General features: G+C 47.1%; 13 protein-coding genes. 11 read left to right on the forward strand and 2 right to left on the reverse strand.

What is annotated here, in order from left to right:
• Positions 1–278: integrase core domain-containing protein (locus DFR44_RS10150; RefSeq protein WP_162845247.1), on the forward strand; the 278-nt coding region annotated here is incomplete at its 5' end.
• A gap of 152 nt (positions 279–430) precedes the next feature.
• Here DFR44_RS10150 and DFR44_RS10155 read toward each other — a convergent pair.
• Complete coding sequence (locus DFR44_RS10155) at positions 431–784, reverse strand: helix-turn-helix domain-containing protein (protein WP_133621458.1); 354 nt, start codon at positions 782–784, stop codon at positions 431–433.
• A 155-nt stretch (positions 785–939) separates the two neighbouring features.
• On the opposite strand from DFR44_RS10155, the gene DFR44_RS10160 reads away from it, so the two are divergent.
• From DFR44_RS10160 to DFR44_RS11830, 10 genes are all read left to right on the forward strand, one after another.
• Positions 940–1,341 (forward strand): hypothetical protein, encoded by a 402-nt coding sequence (locus DFR44_RS10160; RefSeq protein WP_133621459.1) that lies wholly within the window; start codon positions 940–942, stop codon positions 1,339–1,341.
• Positions 1,342–1,389: 48 nt separating this feature from the next.
• On the forward strand, positions 1,390–2,157 hold the full coding sequence (locus DFR44_RS10165; protein WP_133621460.1) for a hypothetical protein: 768 nt from the start codon (positions 1,390–1,392) through the stop codon (positions 2,155–2,157).
• Positions 2,158–2,172: 15 nt separating this feature from the next.
• Positions 2,173–2,535, forward strand: a complete 363-nt coding sequence (locus tag DFR44_RS10170; protein WP_133621461.1) for a hypothetical protein — start codon at positions 2,173–2,175, stop codon at positions 2,533–2,535.
• 12 nt (positions 2,536–2,547) lie between these two features.
• Positions 2,548–3,411, forward strand: coding sequence for a hypothetical protein (locus tag DFR44_RS10175; protein ID WP_133621462.1), 864 nt, complete (start codon positions 2,548–2,550; stop codon positions 3,409–3,411).
• Positions 3,412–3,488: 77 nt separating this feature from the next.
• Positions 3,489–5,438, forward strand: a complete 1,950-nt coding sequence (locus tag DFR44_RS10180) for a DUF262 domain-containing protein (RefSeq protein ID WP_133621463.1) — start codon at positions 3,489–3,491, stop codon at positions 5,436–5,438.
• Positions 5,439–6,170: 732 nt separating this feature from the next.
• A complete protein-coding gene (locus DFR44_RS10185; RefSeq protein WP_133621464.1) occupies positions 6,171–8,696 on the forward strand; it encodes an autotransporter family protein in 2,526 nt (841 codons plus the stop codon).
• A 185-nt stretch (positions 8,697–8,881) separates the two neighbouring features.
• On the forward strand, positions 8,882–10,741 hold the full coding sequence (locus DFR44_RS10190) for a ShlB/FhaC/HecB family hemolysin secretion/activation protein (protein WP_133621465.1): 1,860 nt from the start codon (positions 8,882–8,884) through the stop codon (positions 10,739–10,741).
• 82 nt (positions 10,742–10,823) lie between these two features.
• The gene (locus DFR44_RS10195) at positions 10,824–20,180 is read left to right on the forward strand and encodes a hemagglutinin repeat-containing protein (RefSeq protein WP_133621466.1); all 9,357 of its coding nucleotides are present in this window, start codon (positions 10,824–10,826) and stop codon (positions 20,178–20,180) included.
• Positions 20,167–20,670, forward strand: coding sequence for a hypothetical protein (locus DFR44_RS10200; RefSeq protein ID WP_133621467.1), 504 nt, complete (start codon positions 20,167–20,169; stop codon positions 20,668–20,670). The genes DFR44_RS10195 and DFR44_RS10200 overlap by 14 nt, the downstream gene beginning before the upstream one ends.
• Before the next feature lie 131 nt (positions 20,671–20,801).
• Positions 20,802–21,023: a polymorphic toxin type 24 domain-containing protein gene (locus DFR44_RS11830; RefSeq protein ID WP_133621468.1), complete on the forward strand. Its 222-nt coding sequence runs from the start codon at positions 20,802–20,804 to the stop codon at positions 21,021–21,023.
• Here the strand turns inward: DFR44_RS11830 and DFR44_RS10210 are convergent.
• Positions 21,007–21,551, reverse strand: a 545-nt coding sequence (locus DFR44_RS10210) for an IS3 family transposase (protein WP_133621469.1), incomplete at its 5' end; no start/stop codon positions are given. The genes DFR44_RS11830 and DFR44_RS10210 overlap by 17 nt on opposite strands.

Raw genomic sequence — 21,551 nt, forward strand, 5'->3', positions numbered from 1 at the left:
ACTGTTCGCAAGCCTATCAGCGATTGATTAAAGCTTATGACTTGAAATGCAGTATGAGCGGCAAAGGCAACTGCTACGACAATGCCGCCTGTGAGAGCTTCTTCCACACGCTCAAGGTCGAACATGTCTATCGCATTGCCTTTGAGTCAATGGAGCACGCCAGACGCGAAATCTTCTGGTTTATTGAAGCCTATTACAACTTCAAACGCAAACATTCAAAATTGGGATACCAAAGCCCTGTAAAATTTGAATCCGCAGCATCTAAAATAGCTGCTTAAACTGTCCGTTGAAATGAGGGCAGATCAGAATGCTTTTTATATCAGATTTGAAGATAAATGTCCAATAGGCAGTAAACATAGTTTTCAGCAGAAGAACAGCATATAGATAGAAGTCTTTGCGGCTATTTCTGTTATTAAAATCAAAAGAACGATTAAGTTTTATTTTCCAATATTTTCACATAATGCTTATACAGCAACAGCAACAGCAACTCCTGCTCATCAGCCGAATAAATAAAATCGCTTAAAGCATGTCGAATATCAGCTAAAACGGGATTATCACTTGATTTTTTAACATCGTCAGGGAAAAAATCCTTGATTGACACCTCAAGTGCAACCGCCAAGCGCATCAATGTATCAATGGCAGGGTAGTAATCGCCTTTTTCAATCCGACCCAATGATTTTGGGTCAATTCCAATTTTTTCAGACAAAACCTCTTGAGACAGCAATTTGGCTTTGCGTATCCGTCTTATTTGTTCACCTATAAAGTTACTTTTGTTTTGCATCATTACACCTTAAAAGTCCGATTATTGCAAGCAGTCAAGCCAACAATAACCATGTTCAAGGTGTTTAAAATTTAATTAAAGTGATGTTTATTTGTGCTTTTTTAAAATGGCAGGTGTTATAATTTTCAAAAATGTAACCTTAAATTGGGGGGGGGTAAATGAAGTCGTTAAAACTCGGTTCAACAATAGTCATGCTTGCGATGTCTGTTTCAGTTGTAGCAAAAGAAACATGTGGTATCAACGATAGATGGATTGACGTGATTAAGAAAAATGATTATGCGGCAGAAATGAACGTGCCATCACCATGTAAGTACTCAAAAAACTCGAAAGCCAAACAGCTTTTATGCAGTAATAAAAAATATGAAGAGCTTGCATGGACAAGTCAAAAACTTGTACTTCAGGCGGAGTCAAATGCTACTAAAGTAAGAAAACCCAAGTTCAATAAGGCTTATTGGGGTAGCTCTTGTCAAACCGAATCGTGTTTGTGTCAACAATTAAAAAATGATTTTGAGCAAGCTCATGATACATATGGTGGAATTCAAGGAATTGATTTTGACTAAAAATAAACTGGACGATGCGAGACCATAATTTATAAAGTGATAAAACAAATGAAAAACAAACACCATTATAAAAAATTCGGCTTAATGCTTATGGTACTTGCGATGTCATCTTCAATTCAAGCAAAAAGTTTGTTGGACGTGTTGATAGATAAGGCTGTTAATCAAAATACCTCTCAGGTTCACTCAGAGACTTTAGAGAGCGTCGAACAAGGCTTGCCTAATGGTTATATATACGCCACGCCGAATGATGCTGGTGAGATTGGCTCACTAAATCCTGATATTGCAGAAGACGGTGTAACCGTTGCGACCACAAAATTAAGCAGGGACTTAAATAATGATGGGATTGCAGACACCGTAGCATTAGCCGTTACCAAGATTCATGATGTTTTGTTTCTTTACTCTAATATTAGCGGCTTACAACCAAAAATTGAGCCGATTTTTAATGAGATTGGAGAATACTTGAGTATGTATGACTTTTCTATAAAAGACCGTGGTAATGGTCAAATCAAAATTTCACTTGTTTATAAGATGGGCGGTGAAACTAACGTGTTGGCCACCTACGACAAAGCACTTAATGATTTTAAGGTTGACCATTATTCTGTTGTACACGAAATTGAATGTGCGCGGCCAACAGTTGTATCGCTGGATTTTGCGAATGGTTTATTAAACAAAGAGAGGCAAAGCCAAGTGTCTTGCACCAAGCCCATTGAAAGCAAAATTAAAAAAGAGCACAAGGCTGTACAATCACCATCAATGTTCTTATCTGACGGCATTAATGCAATAGCTAAATATGTTAGTTCCATTTCACCCAACTAAAAAACGGAGAGGCAAATGAAGAAATCATATATTGTCACAGCAATTATTGCTTGCACTGTATTTTCAACAAATGTTTTTGCCAAAGATGCTAAATGCAAGGTTGTTTTAGATAGTAAGACTGAGTTTTACGGCGCATGTAGCTTTCAGCCGCGAGGTAATGACGGTAGTTTTTCATTATCAAACAAAAATCCACGCAAGTTACTGTTGCCTGATATTAAAGAGTTGTGGGTACGCATAGAACAAAAAAACGTTGCCGAACTCGCCAGTGTTGAACCAAATGACCATTTTCAAAGGTGGGGTATCACCTTAATCCGTTCGACGAGAGATAGAGCCTGCTGGGAAAACAGTAATGGTGATATTTCAATTTGCGCATACTAATTGAGGGTTGTTATGATTTATATGAAAACACGAGTTAGCCTTTTATTGACAGCCTTGTTGTTAGCCGCATGTGGCAAAAATGGCTTGTCTGCGAGTAAAGCTGAGTGCTCATCTGAAAGCACTCAAGCGTCTTTACAAAATGCCATTAAAGACTCATATGAAAAATATGTTAAAAGCCAAGATGACTTGGATACATCAAAGGCGAGAGCAACATTTGCACAAATTAAAGTCAATATTGACAATGTGCGAACAACAAAAGAAGACCCAAACAGTACAAAAAGATTTTGTGCTGGAACGATTAAGTTATCAGTCCCTGCTGAGTTGTTAGCAAGCCTTGAAAATACGGTTGAAACTGTAAACAAAGGTAATTTTAAGAGTATCGTAAAACCTTTTGGTTTAGATGCCGATGCAAACGTATTCTCTAAAGACATTGAATACAGTGTTCAACCCTCGGATGACGGTAAAAACCTATTTACAGATTTAGACAACGGTAAAGCAATTGTTGGATTTCTTGTTATGCTTACATCAATTGACCAAATGAAAGGCAAAGTGGAGGCAGTGGCAGCAATTAAACCTGTTGGCTCAACAAATGCCTTTGATGCAATGTCGTCAAGCAACTCAGTCAGCAGTTCCACGCAAAAACAAGATGCGGAGACAAGCACTAGTACGAGTAAGCGAAAAGCCTTTGTATATGCTCCACCAAGCAATGTCAGGGCAACACCAGATGGCAAGCTGCTATGTACCATTAACCAACCTACCAACATCAATGTGTATGATTATGCAGCGAGTACATATGACGGTAGTCGTGAGGTCAAGTGGTATTACACAGATGCTTGCGGTTCAATGGGTGTTATTGCGTACAGTCAGTTTAGGTAGCAGATAGAATTATAAGATTTTACTTAATTAACCAGTGTCTAGGTCACTGGTTTTATTTTGATTTTTAGGGGGGAAATATGGCGGATTTAAGTTTTGGCACTCAATTGGTAACATTGAGGGACATTTTCAATGAGCAATTTTTTATTGTTCCTGATTATCAGCGTGGCTATGCTTGGGAAAAGAAGCAAGTAGAAGAACTACTAAATGACATTAAGCATTTGATGGATGATGGTGTTAATGTGAAGCACTACACAGGTACGATTGTATTAAGCCAACCCCAACCTGATAATATTTCTAATGAATACCATGTTGTTGATGGGCAACAGCGTTTAACCACGCTGTCTATCTTGTTGCATGTGCTCTCTACGCACTTAAGCGATGAAGAGAAATCCCGTTTTGTTAAAAAATACCTGTGGCGTGGCGGGGTTGGTAGTGAGCGAGCTGTATTGACATTAAACAAAGATACAAAACAATACTTTGAAAACGTGGTCATCACAGAGCACCAATCAAGCACAGAACTAGCAACACTTGAAGCTCATAACCGTTTATTTGAATGTAAACAAGTGATAAAAAAATGGTTTGTCGCTGAATTGGGCGGTGCACCGCTTGAACGGATTAAAACCATTCGGAACACTATAGAAAATGAACTTGGTTTTTTAGTATACGCTCCCAAAGAGGATGACGAAACAGGTGTGATGTTTGAGGTTATTAACAATAGAGGTAAAGGTTTAAGCGAGCTTGAAAAAGTTAAAAATTACTTGATTTATTGTAGTGTCAAATTAAAAGCAAAAGCTTTGCGCACAAAAATAGACAATGGCTGGTCCGAAATACTTTTTAATTTGAATACAGCTAAAAAGACCTTTACGGAAGATGAAGCCGCATTTTTACGTTATTGCGTCACAGTTTATTTCAGTGCCAGTAAAAATGAAGGGCAATATGGCTACAAGTTGATTAAGGAGAGGTTTAACCTTGATGCAGCAATTTATGATGCCGAAAAACGCAATGCAGTGGTGCAAGCACTGGAAGCATTTGTTGAGTTCATGAAGCACGCAGCACTATGGTACGCCCGTTTGTATGGTCGTGTGCATAATGGTTTGTCCAGTGAGCTTTTGCCTGTTTTGGATAAGCTGCGCGGACAAGAACGGCACGCCTCAATTATGCCACTTTTTTTAGCCTTGACAATTAAGCTAGGGGAACGTCCAAAAGAATTGACTCGTTTGCTAAACTTGGTTGAAATACTTAATTTCCGAGTGTACATGGCAAAAGGCATTACCCCACGAAATGATACTGGACAAGCTGAGTTGTTCGCCCACGCCGCCCAGTATTTTCACAACCAAGGGGTGAATGGTCTATCCAAAATCAAGCTGGCTATCTATACAGAAGAGCAGGCTCTTGAGTACCGTTTGGTTTATTTCACGCAATTTCACTCGCCTGAAATAAAGTTCAAACAGTCTTTTATGTTGGAACAAGATGCTTATGATGATGATTTTTATGCATGGTCAGGCATTCGTTATTTTTTAATGAATTACGAAGCATATTTACAGCCTAATCGAACTATCGATATTGATAAAATCTTAAAGACGCGGGCAGAAGGTAAGTCGGCCGACTATTATTCCGTTGAACATGTATGGGCAACGAATAATCGTAGTGAAGATAATAGTCGCGCTCAAGATAGGTTTCAAAAAAGACGTTTGGGCAATTTCACATTGTTAGAGCTTCGTATTAACTCCCAACTCAAACATGGTGCTATTTCCGAAAAAATCGATAAGTTATGCGAAAACAAAGCATCACCTGATGTTAGCCATTTGGTGCATGTGAAAAAAATGTGTGAAGATGGACGCGCCACGATTAAAGAGTTGGGCGTGCGTAGAAAAGGCAAGGATTATTATAGGGACATATCCAAGTTTCTCAATGACAAACAAGAAAAACGGTATATTGATTTTGCAACGCGACGATGGTCAACGCAAGATTATTTTGGATACAAGCATATCCTTGCTCGTATCAAATCAGAATTAATTTCGGATTAATTAAGTCTATATTTTGTGGTTTTAAAGGCGTTTAACGCGTTGTAGTGGTTTTCAGTGCTAATGTGTATGAAAGTCATAACAACGCGGTTTAGACGCCCTTGCAGATAAAGTCGTGGCTACTACAGATAAGGCTGGTTGCGTATTGTTACTGCAAGAATTACAAGAAATGTTAAATTGAGGTTTATTAAATTAATACCTAAATGATTTTCCATAAAAAAAGCCAACACTGATTCAATTGGTTCCAATATAATTATAACAACAGTGTTACATCAAGCCCTTGTGGGGCTTTTTGTGTGGTTTTTTAATGACGTTATCTAAAAAGTCGTTATATACCAAACAGTTAGTTTAAGGGTTCAAGTCCTGCAACGGCACCAGATTACGAAAATCCCAGTCTTTTGACTGGGATTTTTCTATTTCAACTCATTCCAACTTAATGCTCAACCTCTTGTTTTATATGAGGTTTCGTCGGGTTTCTCAAAAATTACTCATTTCTTTTCATTTCAAAAAGCAGCTTTACAACGCTTAAAGAATTGTATGGCATTCTGTATAGCGTAATTTATTAAACGGAATGAAAGGATGGGTCGAATGCTTCCACACAATTTATACAAATTTCAATTACGGAAACAGTTGAAACCATTACAATTTAGGGTTGAATGAAATATATTTCATGTCCTGAACCCATTGTTTGATCCGCCTACACAAGAGTGGCGGATTGTAGTAAATAGAGAAATTATGAATAGACTAAATCAAAAACAAACCACGATTGCTTTGACCGTTATTGCGGCCAGTTTACTTTATCCCACAACAAATGCAATGGCGGCTTGTGCAGTGATTTTAGCTGGTGCTAGTGCTGCCAATGGCTCGATTTGCAATGTCCCTGCAGGTACTTATAACACGATACATTCTAGCTCGGCAGGGATTTTGAATCTTGGCGGTGATACCACAGTCAATGGCAGTGGGTCTTCTGGTTTATATTCACTAGGCAGCGGTTCTAACATAAACAGTACAGGTTTAGTTACCGTCGTAAAAAATGTAACCGATGATCTTGGCATAGCTACCGAAGAGAAGGGAAGCATTAACCTAAACAATGTCAACATTCAAATTAATGGTGTGTTCGACACCCAAGGAATTAGTGCTATTAGTGCCTCAAGCATCAACGTGGTGGGTGATGCAGTGGTAAACACGACTGGCGATGGTGGCGTGAACCCGTGGAAAGGCAATCAGGGGGTTGTAGCTGGATCGGCTGCATCGGTTAATTTGAATACCGCCAGCATTAAAACCTTGGGCAATTATTCTAGTGGGATTGCGGTTGGGCTTGATATGGCCAGCGTCAATGCATCGGGTCAAACTACAGTTGATACCAGAGGGCAGTACGCTGATGCGATATTTGTTGCTGAGCAGGGTCGTGTGTCATTGAATGGTGCTGCTTTATTATTGACGTATGGTACCCATTCATCCGCCATTCGGGTGGCAAATGATGCAGGGATAGCGAGTAACCAAGTGACGGTTTCTAATGGCACACTATCGACTGCGCAAGCCAATGTCATTGAAGCCAATGGCGGGGCATCAAGTATTACACTTAGTAACACAACATCGCGCGCACCTAGTGGATATGTTTTTTTAAACGTAGACAATGGTAGCTCTCTCGCTGCCACTGGCTTTGGTACTGCTGTGTCATACACTCCAAATGCGGCCTTGCTGAATTTCACGGCCAACAATAATTCTGTTTTAACTGGAGATGCTGTGGTTGCTAACGATGGCAGTACAGCTAATTTAAACTTTGCTAATGGCAGTATTTACAATGGCGCGATGACGAATGTTACCAATGTTGCGATAGATGCCAGCAGTCTATGGAATATGGCTGGAAACTCTAGTATTTCCAGAGATTTAAACAATGCAGGGACTGTTAATTTTCAGAACTTAGGTAATGCTTTAACAATTAACGGCAATTACACCGGCACTGCAGGCTCAGTGATTAGTTTAGAAACTCAACTCGGTGATGACAACTCACCGACCGACAAGCTGCACGTTGTCGGCAATACCACGGGTACAACACAATTAAACATCCGCAATGCAGGCGGTACAGGTGCGCAAACGGTCAACGGCATCAATGTCGTACAAGTAGACGGCACATCTGCGGCCAATAGCTTCACCATGGCCGCGCCAGTCCAAGCAGGTTCATATGAATACACGCTCAAGCAAGGCAGCGCGCTGGATGCAAACGACTGGTATTTGACCTCCAAATACACCACCAATCCAGCACCATGCGTCGGTTCAAGTTGTTCAAACGTGGTTGATATTTACCGTCCAGGCATTGCCGCCTACGTCGCAGCTCAAACCGCCAACGCCGACGCTGCGTTCACACACATGTCAACCTTACATCAGCGCATGGCAGAGCAACGCCACACCGCCACCGACACACCTCAAACATGGGGACGTGTATTCGCAGCGGGTCAATCAAACAATGGTAAAACTCGTTTTGAATACGACCAAACCAGCACAGGGTTTGAATTTGGCCGTGATGTGATGAGCACAATCAATTCGGCTGGCCAAGCGCAACGTGCGGGCGTCACCCTCAACTACACGCACAGCAATGTCGATGCCCGTGACCGCATTCGTCCTTTAGTCGGTCTTGCACAAAACACAGGTAGCCTAAACTCAAATGCCATTGGCTTGGGCGGCTACTACACCCAATATTCTAAAAACGGCTTATACCTGGACACTGTGGCGCAAATCAACCACTTGACCAACAAATACAATGACAGCTACGGCGGCGCATCCACGCAACATGGTTGGCAATTCGGCTTGTCGGGTGAAGTGGGTATGCCTGTGGCGAGTTTAAGTGGCTGGTCGGTTGAACCGCAAGCACAGTTGAGTTACTTGTACACCAAATACAGTGACTTTAACGATGCGTACTCCAACATCCATTACAAAAACAACAACAGCCTGCGCGGTCGTCTCGGCTTACGTTTGAGTAAAGACAGCACGATTGATGGTCAGGCAGCTCAGTATTACGGCATCACCAATGTGGTTTATGACTTCATCAAACCGTCTGATATTGAGTTGACCAATCGCACCAGTACAGGCTCAAGCTCAGTGGGCGAGCAGTTTGACCGCAGCTATGGCGAAATTGGTGGTGGGATTCAAGGCAGTTTAAGCAAATCAACCGATATGTACGCCGATGCCCGTTATCAACGCTCATTTAATGGCAATAAAGAAGGCGTGCAATTCAATATCGGGGTAAAAGCCAAGTTCTAAATACATCGTTTATGGTTTGGTGCATATTTAAACGGTTCAAGTTGGACCGTTTATTACATAGTGCTTACAAAAAGCTTGTCGGAAAGCGCATAAAAGCCTACAATTACACTTTATTTTAATTGAGATAATACTAAATAATCTTTTTATTTGTACATCTTAATATGCAAATTATTTAAAGTCAGGCCATGCGCAAGAACCGAATCATCCGCAGCTTACTCAGTGCAGGCATCATCACGATGCCTGTTTTTGCGTGGGCACAAAACATCCCCAACCCAATAGACGTACAAACACAAGAACTACAGCGAGCAGTTGACCGCAGCAAACAAGTTCAAGAGCAGCAACCCAAAGCCCCAGACGTTCGCCTGCAAACGCCAGAGACAGCAAGCAAACCACTCACGCAGACTTTACCTTCGAACGAAGCCCCGAGCTTCAAGATTCAGCACATTGAACTCATCGGCGACTCAGCAGAACGGTTTCAATTTGCCTTGCGTCATGCACTCAAGCAATACGGCCTAAGAGCAGTTGACACACAAACGGGTGAACGATACATCGTCAGCGAAGCCGCTTACGCCGCAACAGGCAAACCCGACAACCTCACCACAGGCGTGTCATTGGGCGCACAAGGCGTCAACGCCCTCATGACGGCCGCACAAAACGCCCTGATAGAGCGAGGCTACAGCACCAGTCGCATCCTCGCCCAACCGCAAGACCTTAAAACAGGCACACTCAAACTCACCGTCATCCCAGGTCGAGTACGACACATACAATACGAGCGCAACACACCCGATGCACCGATTCGCGACTACAGCTTCAACGCGCTGCCCATACGTGAAGGCGACATCCTCAATCTGCGCGACCTTGAACATGGATTAGAAAACCTCAAGCGCGTGCCCACGGTTGAAGCCGACATAAAAGTCGCCCCAGCCGAACAACCGAATGAATCGGACCTCATCATCAGCTGGGCACAAAAGAAGATACCTTTACGCGGCAACCTCAGCTTAGACGACACAGGCGCGAGTAGCACGGGTAAATACCAAGCCGCCGCCACTGTTTCAATCGACAACCCATTCGCCCTCAACGACTTGTTCTACTTCAGCTACGGTCGAGATATACGCGGATACGACAAAGCCAACACCCTAGACGGCAATGGCAACGTCACTGGCACTGAACACGGCAACAGCCACAACTGGAATCTGCATTACTCCATACCCTATGGGTATTGGCAAGTCGCATTCAACGCCAGCAGCTATCACTACAACCAAGCCGTTGCGGGCGTCAACCAAACCTACCACTACAGCGGTAACAGTAAAACCCAAGACATCAAACTCAGTCGACTGGTCTACCGTGACGCCCAGCGTAAAACCACGGTTTCGCTCAAAGGCTGGAGTCGCTTCTCCGACAACTACATTGACGACACCGAAATCGACGTTCAACGTCGACGCACCTCAGGCTGGGAACTGGGGCTTACCCATAAAGAATACTTGGGCAGTGCCACACTCGACCTTGGACTGAACTACAAGCGTGGCACGGGTGCAAATGACGCCCTTCATGCCCCCGAAGAGCTGTTCAATGAAGGCACATCGCGCATGAAGCTCATCACCGCCGACATAAGCTTCTACCAACCATTCAAACTGTTCAAACGCGACTGGAGCTACTCAGGCACGCTACACGCCCAATGGAACCAAACGCCTTTGTTACAACAAGACAAACTGTCGATTGGTGGGCGCAACACCGTGCGCGGGTTTGATGGCGACATGAGCTTATCTGCTGAGCGCGGCTGGTACCTGCGCAACGACTTGGCCATGAACTACGCCCCCAGCCACCAAGTGTACATCGGTGTCGATGCAGGACACGTCTCAGGCGAAAGCGCCCCTTATTTGCTCGGACAAACCTTAATCGGCTCAGCCCTTGGTCTGCGAGGTCAATTCAAGCTATGGGGTGATGTGGTCAATTACGACGGCTTTATCGGCGTTCCACTGCACAAGCCACAGTACTTCAACACAGCCTCTGTCACAGGTGGGTTTAACTTGAGTTATGCGTTTTAAACGCACCGACCCGCGCCAGCAGATTCAACACAGCCATACATCATTTAAACCCATACATTAAATCACACGAGAGAACCACAGCATGAACCGCACTGCCTATAAAGTCATCTTCAACAAACGCAAGGGACAAATGGACGTCGTGTCCGAAATCACCGTCACGGAAGGCAAAGCCGCCAGCGAATCGACGGGCATCAGCAGCCTGACCACACTCGCCCAGCAGATAAACGCATTGGGCAGTCTCTCCATCAAGACCCTATGCTTAAGCCTCATGCTTACGCTCGGCACCGCCCATCTCGTGCACGCGCAAATCATCGCCGACCCCAACGCCCCCAAGAACCAACAAGCCACCATCCTCAACACCGCCAGTGGCGCGACCCAAGTCAACATTCAAACGCCCAGCGCAGCGGGCGTATCAATGAATCAATACCGCCAGTTTGATGCCCAAAGCAACGGCACCATCCTCAACAACAGCCGCACCAATGTGCAAACCCAAACCGCAGGTTGGGTCAACGCCAACCCATGGCTCGCCACAGGAGGCGCGCGCGTCATTGTCAACCAAGTCAACTCCGTCAACCCGAGCTACCTTAACGGCAGCATCGAAGTCGCAGGGCAACGCGCCGAAGTCATCATCGCCAACCCAGCGGGCATCAGCGTCAACGGTGCCAGCTTCATCAACGCGGCCACCACCACGCTCACCACAGGCACACCCATCGTCAACGGCGGCAACTTAGAAGGCTACCGCGTCAGCCAAGGTCAAATCAACATAGACGGTCAAGGTTTAGACACCAGCCAATCGGATTACACCCACATCATTGCCCGCAACATCAAACTCAACGCAGGCGTTTGGGCACAGAACCTCAAAGCCACCACAGGCGCCAACCAAGTCGACGCCACCAATTCCGCCGCCAGCACCATAGCAGGCACAGGCGCAAGTCCTGCATACGCCCTCGACAGCTCCGCCCTCGGTGGCATGTACGCCAATAAGATCACCTTCATCGGCACCGACAAAGGGCTCGGCATCAACAATGCGGGTCAACTCGCTGCCGCAGCAGGCGACGTCAGCATCACCGCCGATGGGCAACTGGTCAACAGCGGCACCATCAACAGCAACGGCGCGAGCAACACCTTAAACATCCAAACCAGCAGTGTGACCAACAGCGGCACGCTCTCGGCTCAAGGCAACACCCACATCCACACCAACGACCTTAAAAACACAGGCACGGTTGCCGCAGGTCGCGAACTCAAAATCAACGCCAGCACCATCGACAACAGCACGGGCACGCTCAATGGTCAACGGGTTGAACTCAACGCCAACAGCCTGAACAACACCAAGGGTAAAGTTCAACAGACAGGCAGCCAAGCGATTGCCATCAACGCCAATAGCCTGTCCAACACCAACGGCGGCTTGATTGGCTACGAACCCGCCAGCAGCGGCACCAGCGGCACAGGAACAGGCACAAGTACCTCGGGCAACACATCAAGCGGTACATCAAACAGCAGCGCCCCCACAACACCAAGCACTGCAGCAGGCGGCGCCACCAACACCGTAGTGCAACCTGCCCCTGTGCCACTGGCCGATGGCGTCATCAACATCGCAGGGCAGATAGACAACAACGCAGGCCAAATCACCGCCAATGGGGGAGTGAACTTATACAGCAAGAACGGCCTGACCAACAACGCCACGCTGAACCTTAAAACCCTCACCGTCACAGGCAATGCGCTCGACAACACAGGCGGCACCATCACCACCACGCAAGCGAATATCGCCACTGACCGCATCACCAACGCAACAGGCAAGCTCGGCTCAACAGGCAACATCAAACTCACCAGCAACAGTTTGACCAACAGCAAAGGCCAAATCACAGCGGGAGGCACGCTCAACGCCAACATTGCAGGTGCTGTGCTCAACGACAACGGCGTCCTCGCCAGCGCGGGCGATAACACCATCAGCGCCAATACATTAGACAACAGCAGTGGCACCATGGTCAGTAGCGGCGCAGGCTTAAACGCCACCGTACAAGGTGCTTTAAACAACAATAAAGGCACGCTCAACGCCAAATCTACCACCATCAACAGCACGGCACTGAACAACGACGCAGGCTTAATCCAAGGTTCACAAGCCGTCAGCATCAACACCCATGGTCAAACCTTGACCAACACCAACAGTGGCACGCAAGCAGGTATCGTCTCAGGTGGCACATTAAATGTACAAACAGGAGACTTGAACAACACTGCCACGGGCTATATCGGCAGCACGGGAGCCGCCACACTCAGTACCGCCCAACTTAATAATGCAGGTGATCTTAGCAGCGGTGCTGGTTTGGACATCAGCGCCACAGGTTTGGACAATCGCACAGGCCAGATTCAAGCGGTGGGCGATGCCCACATCAGCGTTGGTACAGGCACGGTGAACAATGACGCCAGCTTGATTCGTTCCAGCGGACACACCACCATCAACGCCGCCCACCTCATCAACAGCAACACCAATACCTCTAAAACAGGCATCGAAAGCCACGACCTCACACTCAATGTAAGCACAATCGACAACAGCACAGGCGCACTGCGCGCGGATGGACAACTGTCGATTAACAGCAGTGGCACCCTCAACAACAGCAAAGGCTTAGTCACATCCGCACAAGGCTTAAACATCCAAGATGCGCAAACCAATCAAACCCTCGCCATCACCAACACCAGCGGCACTTTGATTGCAGGTCAGAGCAACACCATTCGTGCCAAATCACTCACGGGTGACGGTCAAGTCTTGTCCAATCAAGACATGAACATGACACTGGTCGACGACTTCACCAACAACGCCAAAGTACAAGCCACGGGCAATTTAAGCATCAGCAGTGTGGGTAACGTGAACAACAACGCGCAAATCACAGCGGGTCAAAGCAACACCGTGTCTGCACAGAACATTAATAATGCCGCGAATGCTGAAATCAGCGGAAAGAACACCACACTCAACGCCGTTGATACCGTTAGCAACCGTGGCTTAATTGATGGCAGCAACACCCTCATCACCGCACAAACCGTCAACAACATCGGCACGGGACGTGTATACGGTAACCACTTATCGATTGGCGCGACCACGCTCAATAACCGCGGTGAAACCCTCAATGGCACAACCAGCACAGGTACGATTGCCGCGCGTGAACGCTTGGATATTGGTGCAAACACCATTAACAACCTGTCAGGCGGTAAAGTCGGTCAACACAGTATCATTTTTAGTGGCGACAGCATGCATATTGGTGCTGCACTCGATGTCAGCGGTAACGCCACAGGACAAGCGGCCGTCTTGAACAACCAATCCTCAACGGTTGAGTCTTTAGGTGATATGAGCCTTGCGGTGGCGCAAATCTATAACACCAATGAACACTTCACCACAAAACAAGAAGATGTCAGTAAAGAGCACATCATCGATGTGGTGGGTACATCTGTACCTGACCCCATCGGCATCAGTGGTTATGCTACGCCAACAGGCCCTTCACAAACCTACCGTGTCGACCCAGATAAAATCCCAGGCATGCCTGATTTTAGGGAAGACATGGGCAGCAATAACAAATACCTACTCAACAGCGCCGACAATGTCTACGTCATCAATGACCAATCAAACTACTTGGCCACACCTGAAGGGGCTTACAGTAACTGGGATAAACGGGATTACACACGCACGACCAATGAAACCGTGGTCGCAACGACCGATGCCGCTAAAATCACGGCGGGCGGAAACTTAAGCATCCACACCAACGAACTACTCAACGACAACAGCCAAATTGTAGTGGGTGGTACGCTGTCGGGTGATGCTGATAAGATTAACAACAAAGAAACACTGGGCACAAGTACAGTTACTGATAATGGCGGTTACGTATCTTATTGGCGTGATCATGATAAAGGTCGTGATGAAACATGGTCGAACTTAACTGAAAACAGACAGTATTTATTGGTACATCCTTCGCAGACAATTAACGTCAGCACAGCCAGCGTACAAACAAACACCGTGCCTACAGGTAGCGGCACTACGATTAATGGGCTCAACACAGGCTCAGTGACAGAATCGGGTGCGGGTGGTCAAGCGGCCAATGTCAACAACAGTGTGTACTCGACCAGCGCGACCAATCCAACCTTGATTAAATCAGGCGCGATTAACACCGCCATGCCCAACTCAAGCCTATTCAGCGTCAACCCGAATCATTCCGCGTACCTGATTCAAACCGACCCCAAGTTTGCCAGCTATCGCAACTGGCTCGGTTCAGATTACATGCTCAACGCCTTGAGCCTAGACCCCACGACCATGCACAAACGCTTAGGCGATGGTTATTACGAGCAGAAGCTCATCCGTGAACAAATCGCTCAACTCACAGGGCGTCGCTACATCGATGGTCAAACCAACGACGATGAGCAATACAAAGCCTTGATGAACGCAGGTGTGACCTTCGCAGGTCAATACAGCTTACGCCCTGGTGTTGCGCTCACGGCGGAGCAAATGGCGCGTTTAACCAGTGACATTGTGTGGTTGGTTGAGCAAGTGGTGACCTTGCCTGATGGCACCACCACGACGGTGTTAGTGCCTAAAGTTTATGTGGCTGTTAAACCAGGCGACATCGACGGTTCGGGCGCGCTCATCTCCGCCAACAGCATCAATCTCAAGCTCACGGGCGACTTGAACAACAGTGGCACGATTGCGGGACGCAACGTCACACAAATCACCGCCGAGAACATCAACAACCAAGGTCGACTCACCGCCAATCAGCTTGATTTGAATGCCCGTACCGACCTTAATAATATTGGTGGTGTGATTGACGCCAATACCAGCGCAACGATTAAAGCAGGTCGTGACGTCAATGTTGTCAGCACAACAGTCAGCGCGAATAACAACTTTGGCAGCGAAACCATCATCGACCGCGTTGCGGGTATTTATGTGGGTGACGGCGCGAACAAACTAATTGCCAAAGATGGTGCCAGCAGTATCCCCAATACCCTCACCATCGAAGCAGGGCGCAATGTTAATTTAACGGCTGCGGATATGGCCAATGATGGTGTAGGTCAAACCTCAGTGACCGCAGGTAACGATTTGAACTTAAACACTGCTCAAGTTGGCAGTGACCTGCGCATCTATCGTGATGAGAAGAACGGCTACAGCATCAACGAAATCCACGATGTGGGCACGAGCATATATGGTGTCGGTAACGTTAAACTCAAAGCAGGCAATGACTTAAATGCCACAGCGGCCAACGTCAACTCAGAGTTAGGCAATCTTGTCGCGCAAGCGGGGCATGATGTCAACATCGGTGTTGGTCAAACCACACGCAGCACCAAGACCGACAACTACAGCGAAGACAACGGCCCGCTCTCTTCAACTAAAACCACGACGCATACAGAATCAGACAGTCGTCAATCCATCGCCAGTAACTTTACAGGTGATAAAGTCCTCATCGGTGCAGGCAACGACTACTTACAAAAGGGTTCCACCGTGGTTGGTCTGGGTGATGTGAGCATCCAAGCGGGTCACGACGCGAGTATTGTATCGAGCACCGACACCTATCACCAAGACAACAGCCAAGAGGTCAAGAAGAAAGGCTTTACGGGCGGATATGCTGCGGGCGTATTGTCGGTTGGCTATGGCAAGTCACAAGCGGCCTCACAAAGCAGCACGGACAGCACCACGCAAGCCGCCTCGACCACTGCCAGCCTGTACGGCAACACCACGATTAAAGCGGGCAACCATTTACAAGTCATCGCGAGCGACCTCGGTGCGGGTGAGAACCTCACGCTGGTGGCCAAAGACATTGACTTAACGGCGGCGCAGAATACGCTGGACGAGCACAACGCCCAACAGTCTAAGTCCAGTGGCTTTAGCGTGGGCTTGACGGTGAATCCAGTGGATGCATTCAAATCCGCGTACACATCAGCCTCAGCCAATACGCCCGCAACAGGTACAGTGGGCAAGATAGGTAAAGTGGCTGAAGGTGTGGGCTCAGGCCTTAAAGCAGCGACCACGGCCGTTGTCATCACGGCGGGCAGCCAGAAATCATCCGCCAACCAAGACCACCATGTGAGCGAAGCACGCACCAGCAGCTTAACAGCGGGCAACAACCTCACAGTCATGGCCACCGATGGCAACATTGACAGCCAAGGCACACAGATGTCGGCTGAGGGCAACGCCCTGTTGCTCGCTAAACACGACATCAACCTAGACGTGGCGCACAACTACGAAACCCAAACCAGCAACAACAAAGCCAGCGGTTGGAGCTTTGACAATCGTTTGACGGGGCTGCCGATGGGGGTATTTAAGAACAAAGGCAACGGCGATGGCGCGACCGACACGGTGACGGGCACGCAACTCTCGGTCGGTGGTACCAGCACCTTGGCGACGACGCAAGGCGACATCACCTTGACGGGCGCGAATATCGTTGCCAATGGTGATGTCAACCTCAATGCGGCGCGTAACTTGACGATTCAAAGTGCGCAAGACACCGTGACCAATGAGAACCACAGCAACAATAAAGCCATTGGTAAAGTGGTGGTCTCGGACACCGAGCGGTTCATGGGTTACCACAATGAGAAACACAATGACAACAACACGGCGGTGACGCAGGTGGCGAGCAACGTTGGTAGTCTAGGTGGCAAGGTGAACTTGAAAGCGGGCAATGCCTATACCCAGACCGCGAGCAATGTCGTCGCGGCTCAAGACATCAATGTCACGGCTAAAACCATTGACATCAACACCGCGGACAACACAGGCAGCAGCCATGTCGATGACAAGGCGGTTAAAGTTGGGGTGTTTGCACGGGTGACCTCGCCCCTGATTGATTTGGTGAACAACGTGGAGGCGGCACAACAAAGTGACGGTCGCCTTAAGTCATTACAGAACATGGCGGCCGCGTCTAATGGCGTACAAGCCGTAGCGGCTGCAGTCGGACAAACGGGGGCATTGTTTAAAGCGGAAGCAGGCATTGGCTTCGCCACGGCTAATAGCAATGAGGATGCGAACTATCAAACGGCACAAGGCAGTACCCTCAGCGCGGGGCGTCATCTGAACTTAACCAGCACCGAGGGTGACATCCATGCCACGGGGGCGATCCTGAATGCGGGTAAGACACTCTCTCTCGATTCAGCGAATGACATTGTGCTGGACGCCAGCCAAGATCAAGCAAGTGCCAGTGGTCAGCACAGCAATTATGGTGCAGAAATCGGTATAGGCTATCAGGTCGGTAAGAATACGGGGCCTTACATTTATGGTCAGGCGGGTTATGGCCAGGGTAAGTATGAAGCCGAGTCGACCCGTTATAACAATACCCACCTGTCTGGCGAGACCATTAATCTCAAATCCGCGGGCGACACGACGCTCAAGGGGGCGGATGCCCATGCGAATACGATTAACGCGGATGTGGGGGGTAAACTGGCGATTGAATCGGTACAGGATACGGCGACACAGTACAGTAAGGATACTGGGGCAAGCGCGCGCGTGGAGGTTGGCTACACGTTTGCGAATGCGTCTGGCAGCTATAATCAAGCTAAAGCCAGTGGCTCGTTCACGGGGGTGAACCAACAAAGTGGCTTGTTTGCGGGTGATGGTGGTTACCATGTCAAGGCGGACAGCGTTGACCTCAAAGGCGGTGCCATCACGTCGACCCATGCGGCCAATTCGTCTTTGAGTACCAATGCCCTCACCTTCAGCAATCTTGACAATAGCAGCAGTTATCAAACCAGCAGTACGGGGGCTAACTTTTCTACTGACAGCTCGATTGCGGGTAACGTGGTGAATAATCTGGGTAATATTGTGAATATGATGGGCAATGGTAAGCCCACTAATGCTTCAAGCACGACCTATGCCACGTTGACCGAAGGCAATATCCATGTGGGTGGCACGAGTACCTCTGCTGCAGCGACAGGCATTCATACGGATGCGGCAACGGCTCATCAAGCCCTTGAGCCTTTACCTGATGTGCGGGCATTGATGGCGCAACAACAGGCCGAAGCGGCGGCGGTGAATACCATCAGCCAAGGTGTGGCGATTGTGGTGTCGAATGTCATCAGTTATGCGGCCAATTCGGCTAAAGGTCAAGTCAATGAAGCGGCTGCGGCTTTGGAAACGGCTCAAGCCAGTGGCGATGCAGAGGCGATTGCCACGGCACAGGCCAATTGGGAACATGCAAGTTCTAATTTGACCCATTGGCAACCTGGTGGTTTATACGCGGTGGCGGCGAATGCGGTGAGTACCATTGCCGTCGGTTTGGCGGCTGAGCAAGATCCAAAAGCCATTGCTGCGAGCATGGCCGCGCCCTTGGCGGCTAATGCCATTGGTGATTTGATTTCTGAAGATAACAAAGCTGCGAAGTTTGCCGCTCATGCCGTGAGCGCTGGTTTGATTGCGGCTTTGGGTGGGGCTGACACCAAACAAGCATTGGCCGCTGGTTTGGCTACGGGGTTAACCGAAAGCCTGATTGCGCCTGCCATTGTTAAAGATTTGTATGGTAAAAACAGTGTCTCTGAGTTGTCTAACGAACAACGCGAAACCGTCTTGGCTTTGTCTGGTGTGGCGGGCGCGATTATCGCAGGCATCGCGGGCGATTCTTCTACTGCCGCTGCGTTTGGCGCCACTGGGGCGCTTAATGCCGTGCAGAATAATGCACTCGCTACACATACAAAACCTGCAATAAATGAAATTAAAGCGTGTATGAAGACGGCATCTCCTGAAACATGTATTGATAATGTAAAGAATAAGTATGCAAACATTGACTATACATTTGAAAGGGCTTTGGCAGACGCCTGCTCTCCAAGGTCTGCAAGCTATAATATAAAAACTTGTGCTAGCATGAGTACAGATGCCGCTCAGTATAGTTCTGCAAGTATGCCGATATTTGGTGCTCAGGCCATACAGCAGGCTTGTGGTAATGGCAGCGCTTCGGGTTATGATGCTTGCAGTTCAGCCATTATGGAAATTGATTTAGCTAATATCCGCGCTGCTCGGTATGGAGCCTTATCTGTTCGTGCTAATAGTTCCGCTACGGATAATATGCTAGAAGATATTGGACAAGCATTGGGGGGATCTGCATTTAGTGGACGAGGTGGCGTCAGCGCAAGAAATCCAAATGCAAAAGCATCAAAATCTCAAGTTAATAATACACAAGGTTTAGCTGGACGGTATCTTGTAGATGAAGGAACAACAACTAGAGGCATGGTTGTTCAATCTGTGCCTGATGGTACAAAAGCAATGGCGATTGCTGATTTTAATGCGATGAATTTAACTAATGTTTCGTCATTCAAAACAGCCTCTGGAGCAACTGGGTATTGGGGAGAAACGTTCAATGGAACAAGAGTAACTGTTCGTGATTCTCAGGATGGTCAGGCAAGACGTTGGACAATTCAGTTCTCTCGAACCCAAAATAATGGTGCACAAAGAACAACTCGCGAGGTACGCTATGGAGCACGTTAAGAAAATCAACTCAGAAATAATTGATAGTTCATTTGTTTCAACATTAAAAAAATTTATCAAATATGATGCATACTTTGACATAGATGAAATATTAAAAAAAAATTGGGTTTGTCGGATTACAGACTCCAACGAAATTTTTGATGAAGATGCTGTTGCGTTAGCTCAAGCAATGAGAAGTGTTGGTTGTGAAAATTTCTTTGTTATGCCTATTGCTTTTATTATTGATTCTGCTAGCCATTCAATAGCCGAGGCTTATTTATTTGACTCCACTGAGGATGGCATTATCGAATTCCAAAGAATTGGCTGGGAGTTCCTTCATTTTGATACATGCTTAATTTTTGACAAGGAAATATCCTTTTTAATTATAAGAACTGGGAGTAGTGGCCATGTAATATATTCAGGCTCACAAAAATTTATCGACATAGCTTGCTCAGCTAATAACTGGTGGTGGCCATATCCTCCAGTTCCGAACAAAACTGATAATGTTTAAAATTAGCTATTCTCTTTAGTTTAATCTCACAGCCCAAGCGACTTTCCTCCCGCTTGGGTTTTGTCATTTCGGAGAGTCTATGAAAACCATCGATTTTTTAAAAGCCAGTGTTTATAGTGCCGTTTTTACCAATGCCACCGAAAATTTATGTGACAAGTTATGCTGCATACGATTCAAATGGCATGATTGTTAAACGAGTTGATATGACAGGTGCATCTCATGCAGGGGTGCCTACACCACACGTTATTGAATATGGTAGGAATGTGTTGCCAAATGGGCAGGTTCGCGTACAAACACCACGAGGAAATCTGATCTGCCCTCATTTCAACGGACATTTTAAGCAGCTATTTTAGATGCTGCGGATTCAAATTTTACAGGGCTTTGGTATCCCAATTTTGAATGTTTGCGTTTGAAGTTGTAATAGGCTTCAATAAACCAGAAGATTTCGCGTCTGGCGTGCTCCATTGACTCAAAGGCAATGCGATAGACATGTTCGACCTTGAGCGTGTGGAAGAAGCTCTCACAGGCGGCATTGTCGTAGCAGTTGCCTTTGCTGCTCATACTGCATTTCAAGTCATAAGCTTTAATCAATCGCTGATAGGCTTGCGAACAGTATTGGCTGCCACGGTCGGTGTGCACAATCACCCCAGATGGGTAGCCCCGTTTGAACAACGCCGCCTTGAGTGCATCACAGACCAGACGTGCATTGATGCGCACACCAAAAGCCCAACCAATCACCCTGCGTGAGTACAAGTCAACCACCACTGCCAAATACAGCCATTGCTGCTTCACCCGAATGTACGTGATGTCAGCCACCCATTTGGTATTCGGTGCATCGGCGTCAAAGCATTGGTTGAGCAAGTTAGGCGCTGTGGGTAGGT

The sequence above is a fragment of the Hydromonas duriensis genome (genome assembly GCF_004363775.1).
Classification (GTDB): domain Bacteria; phylum Pseudomonadota; class Gammaproteobacteria; order Burkholderiales; family Burkholderiaceae; genus Hydromonas; species Hydromonas duriensis.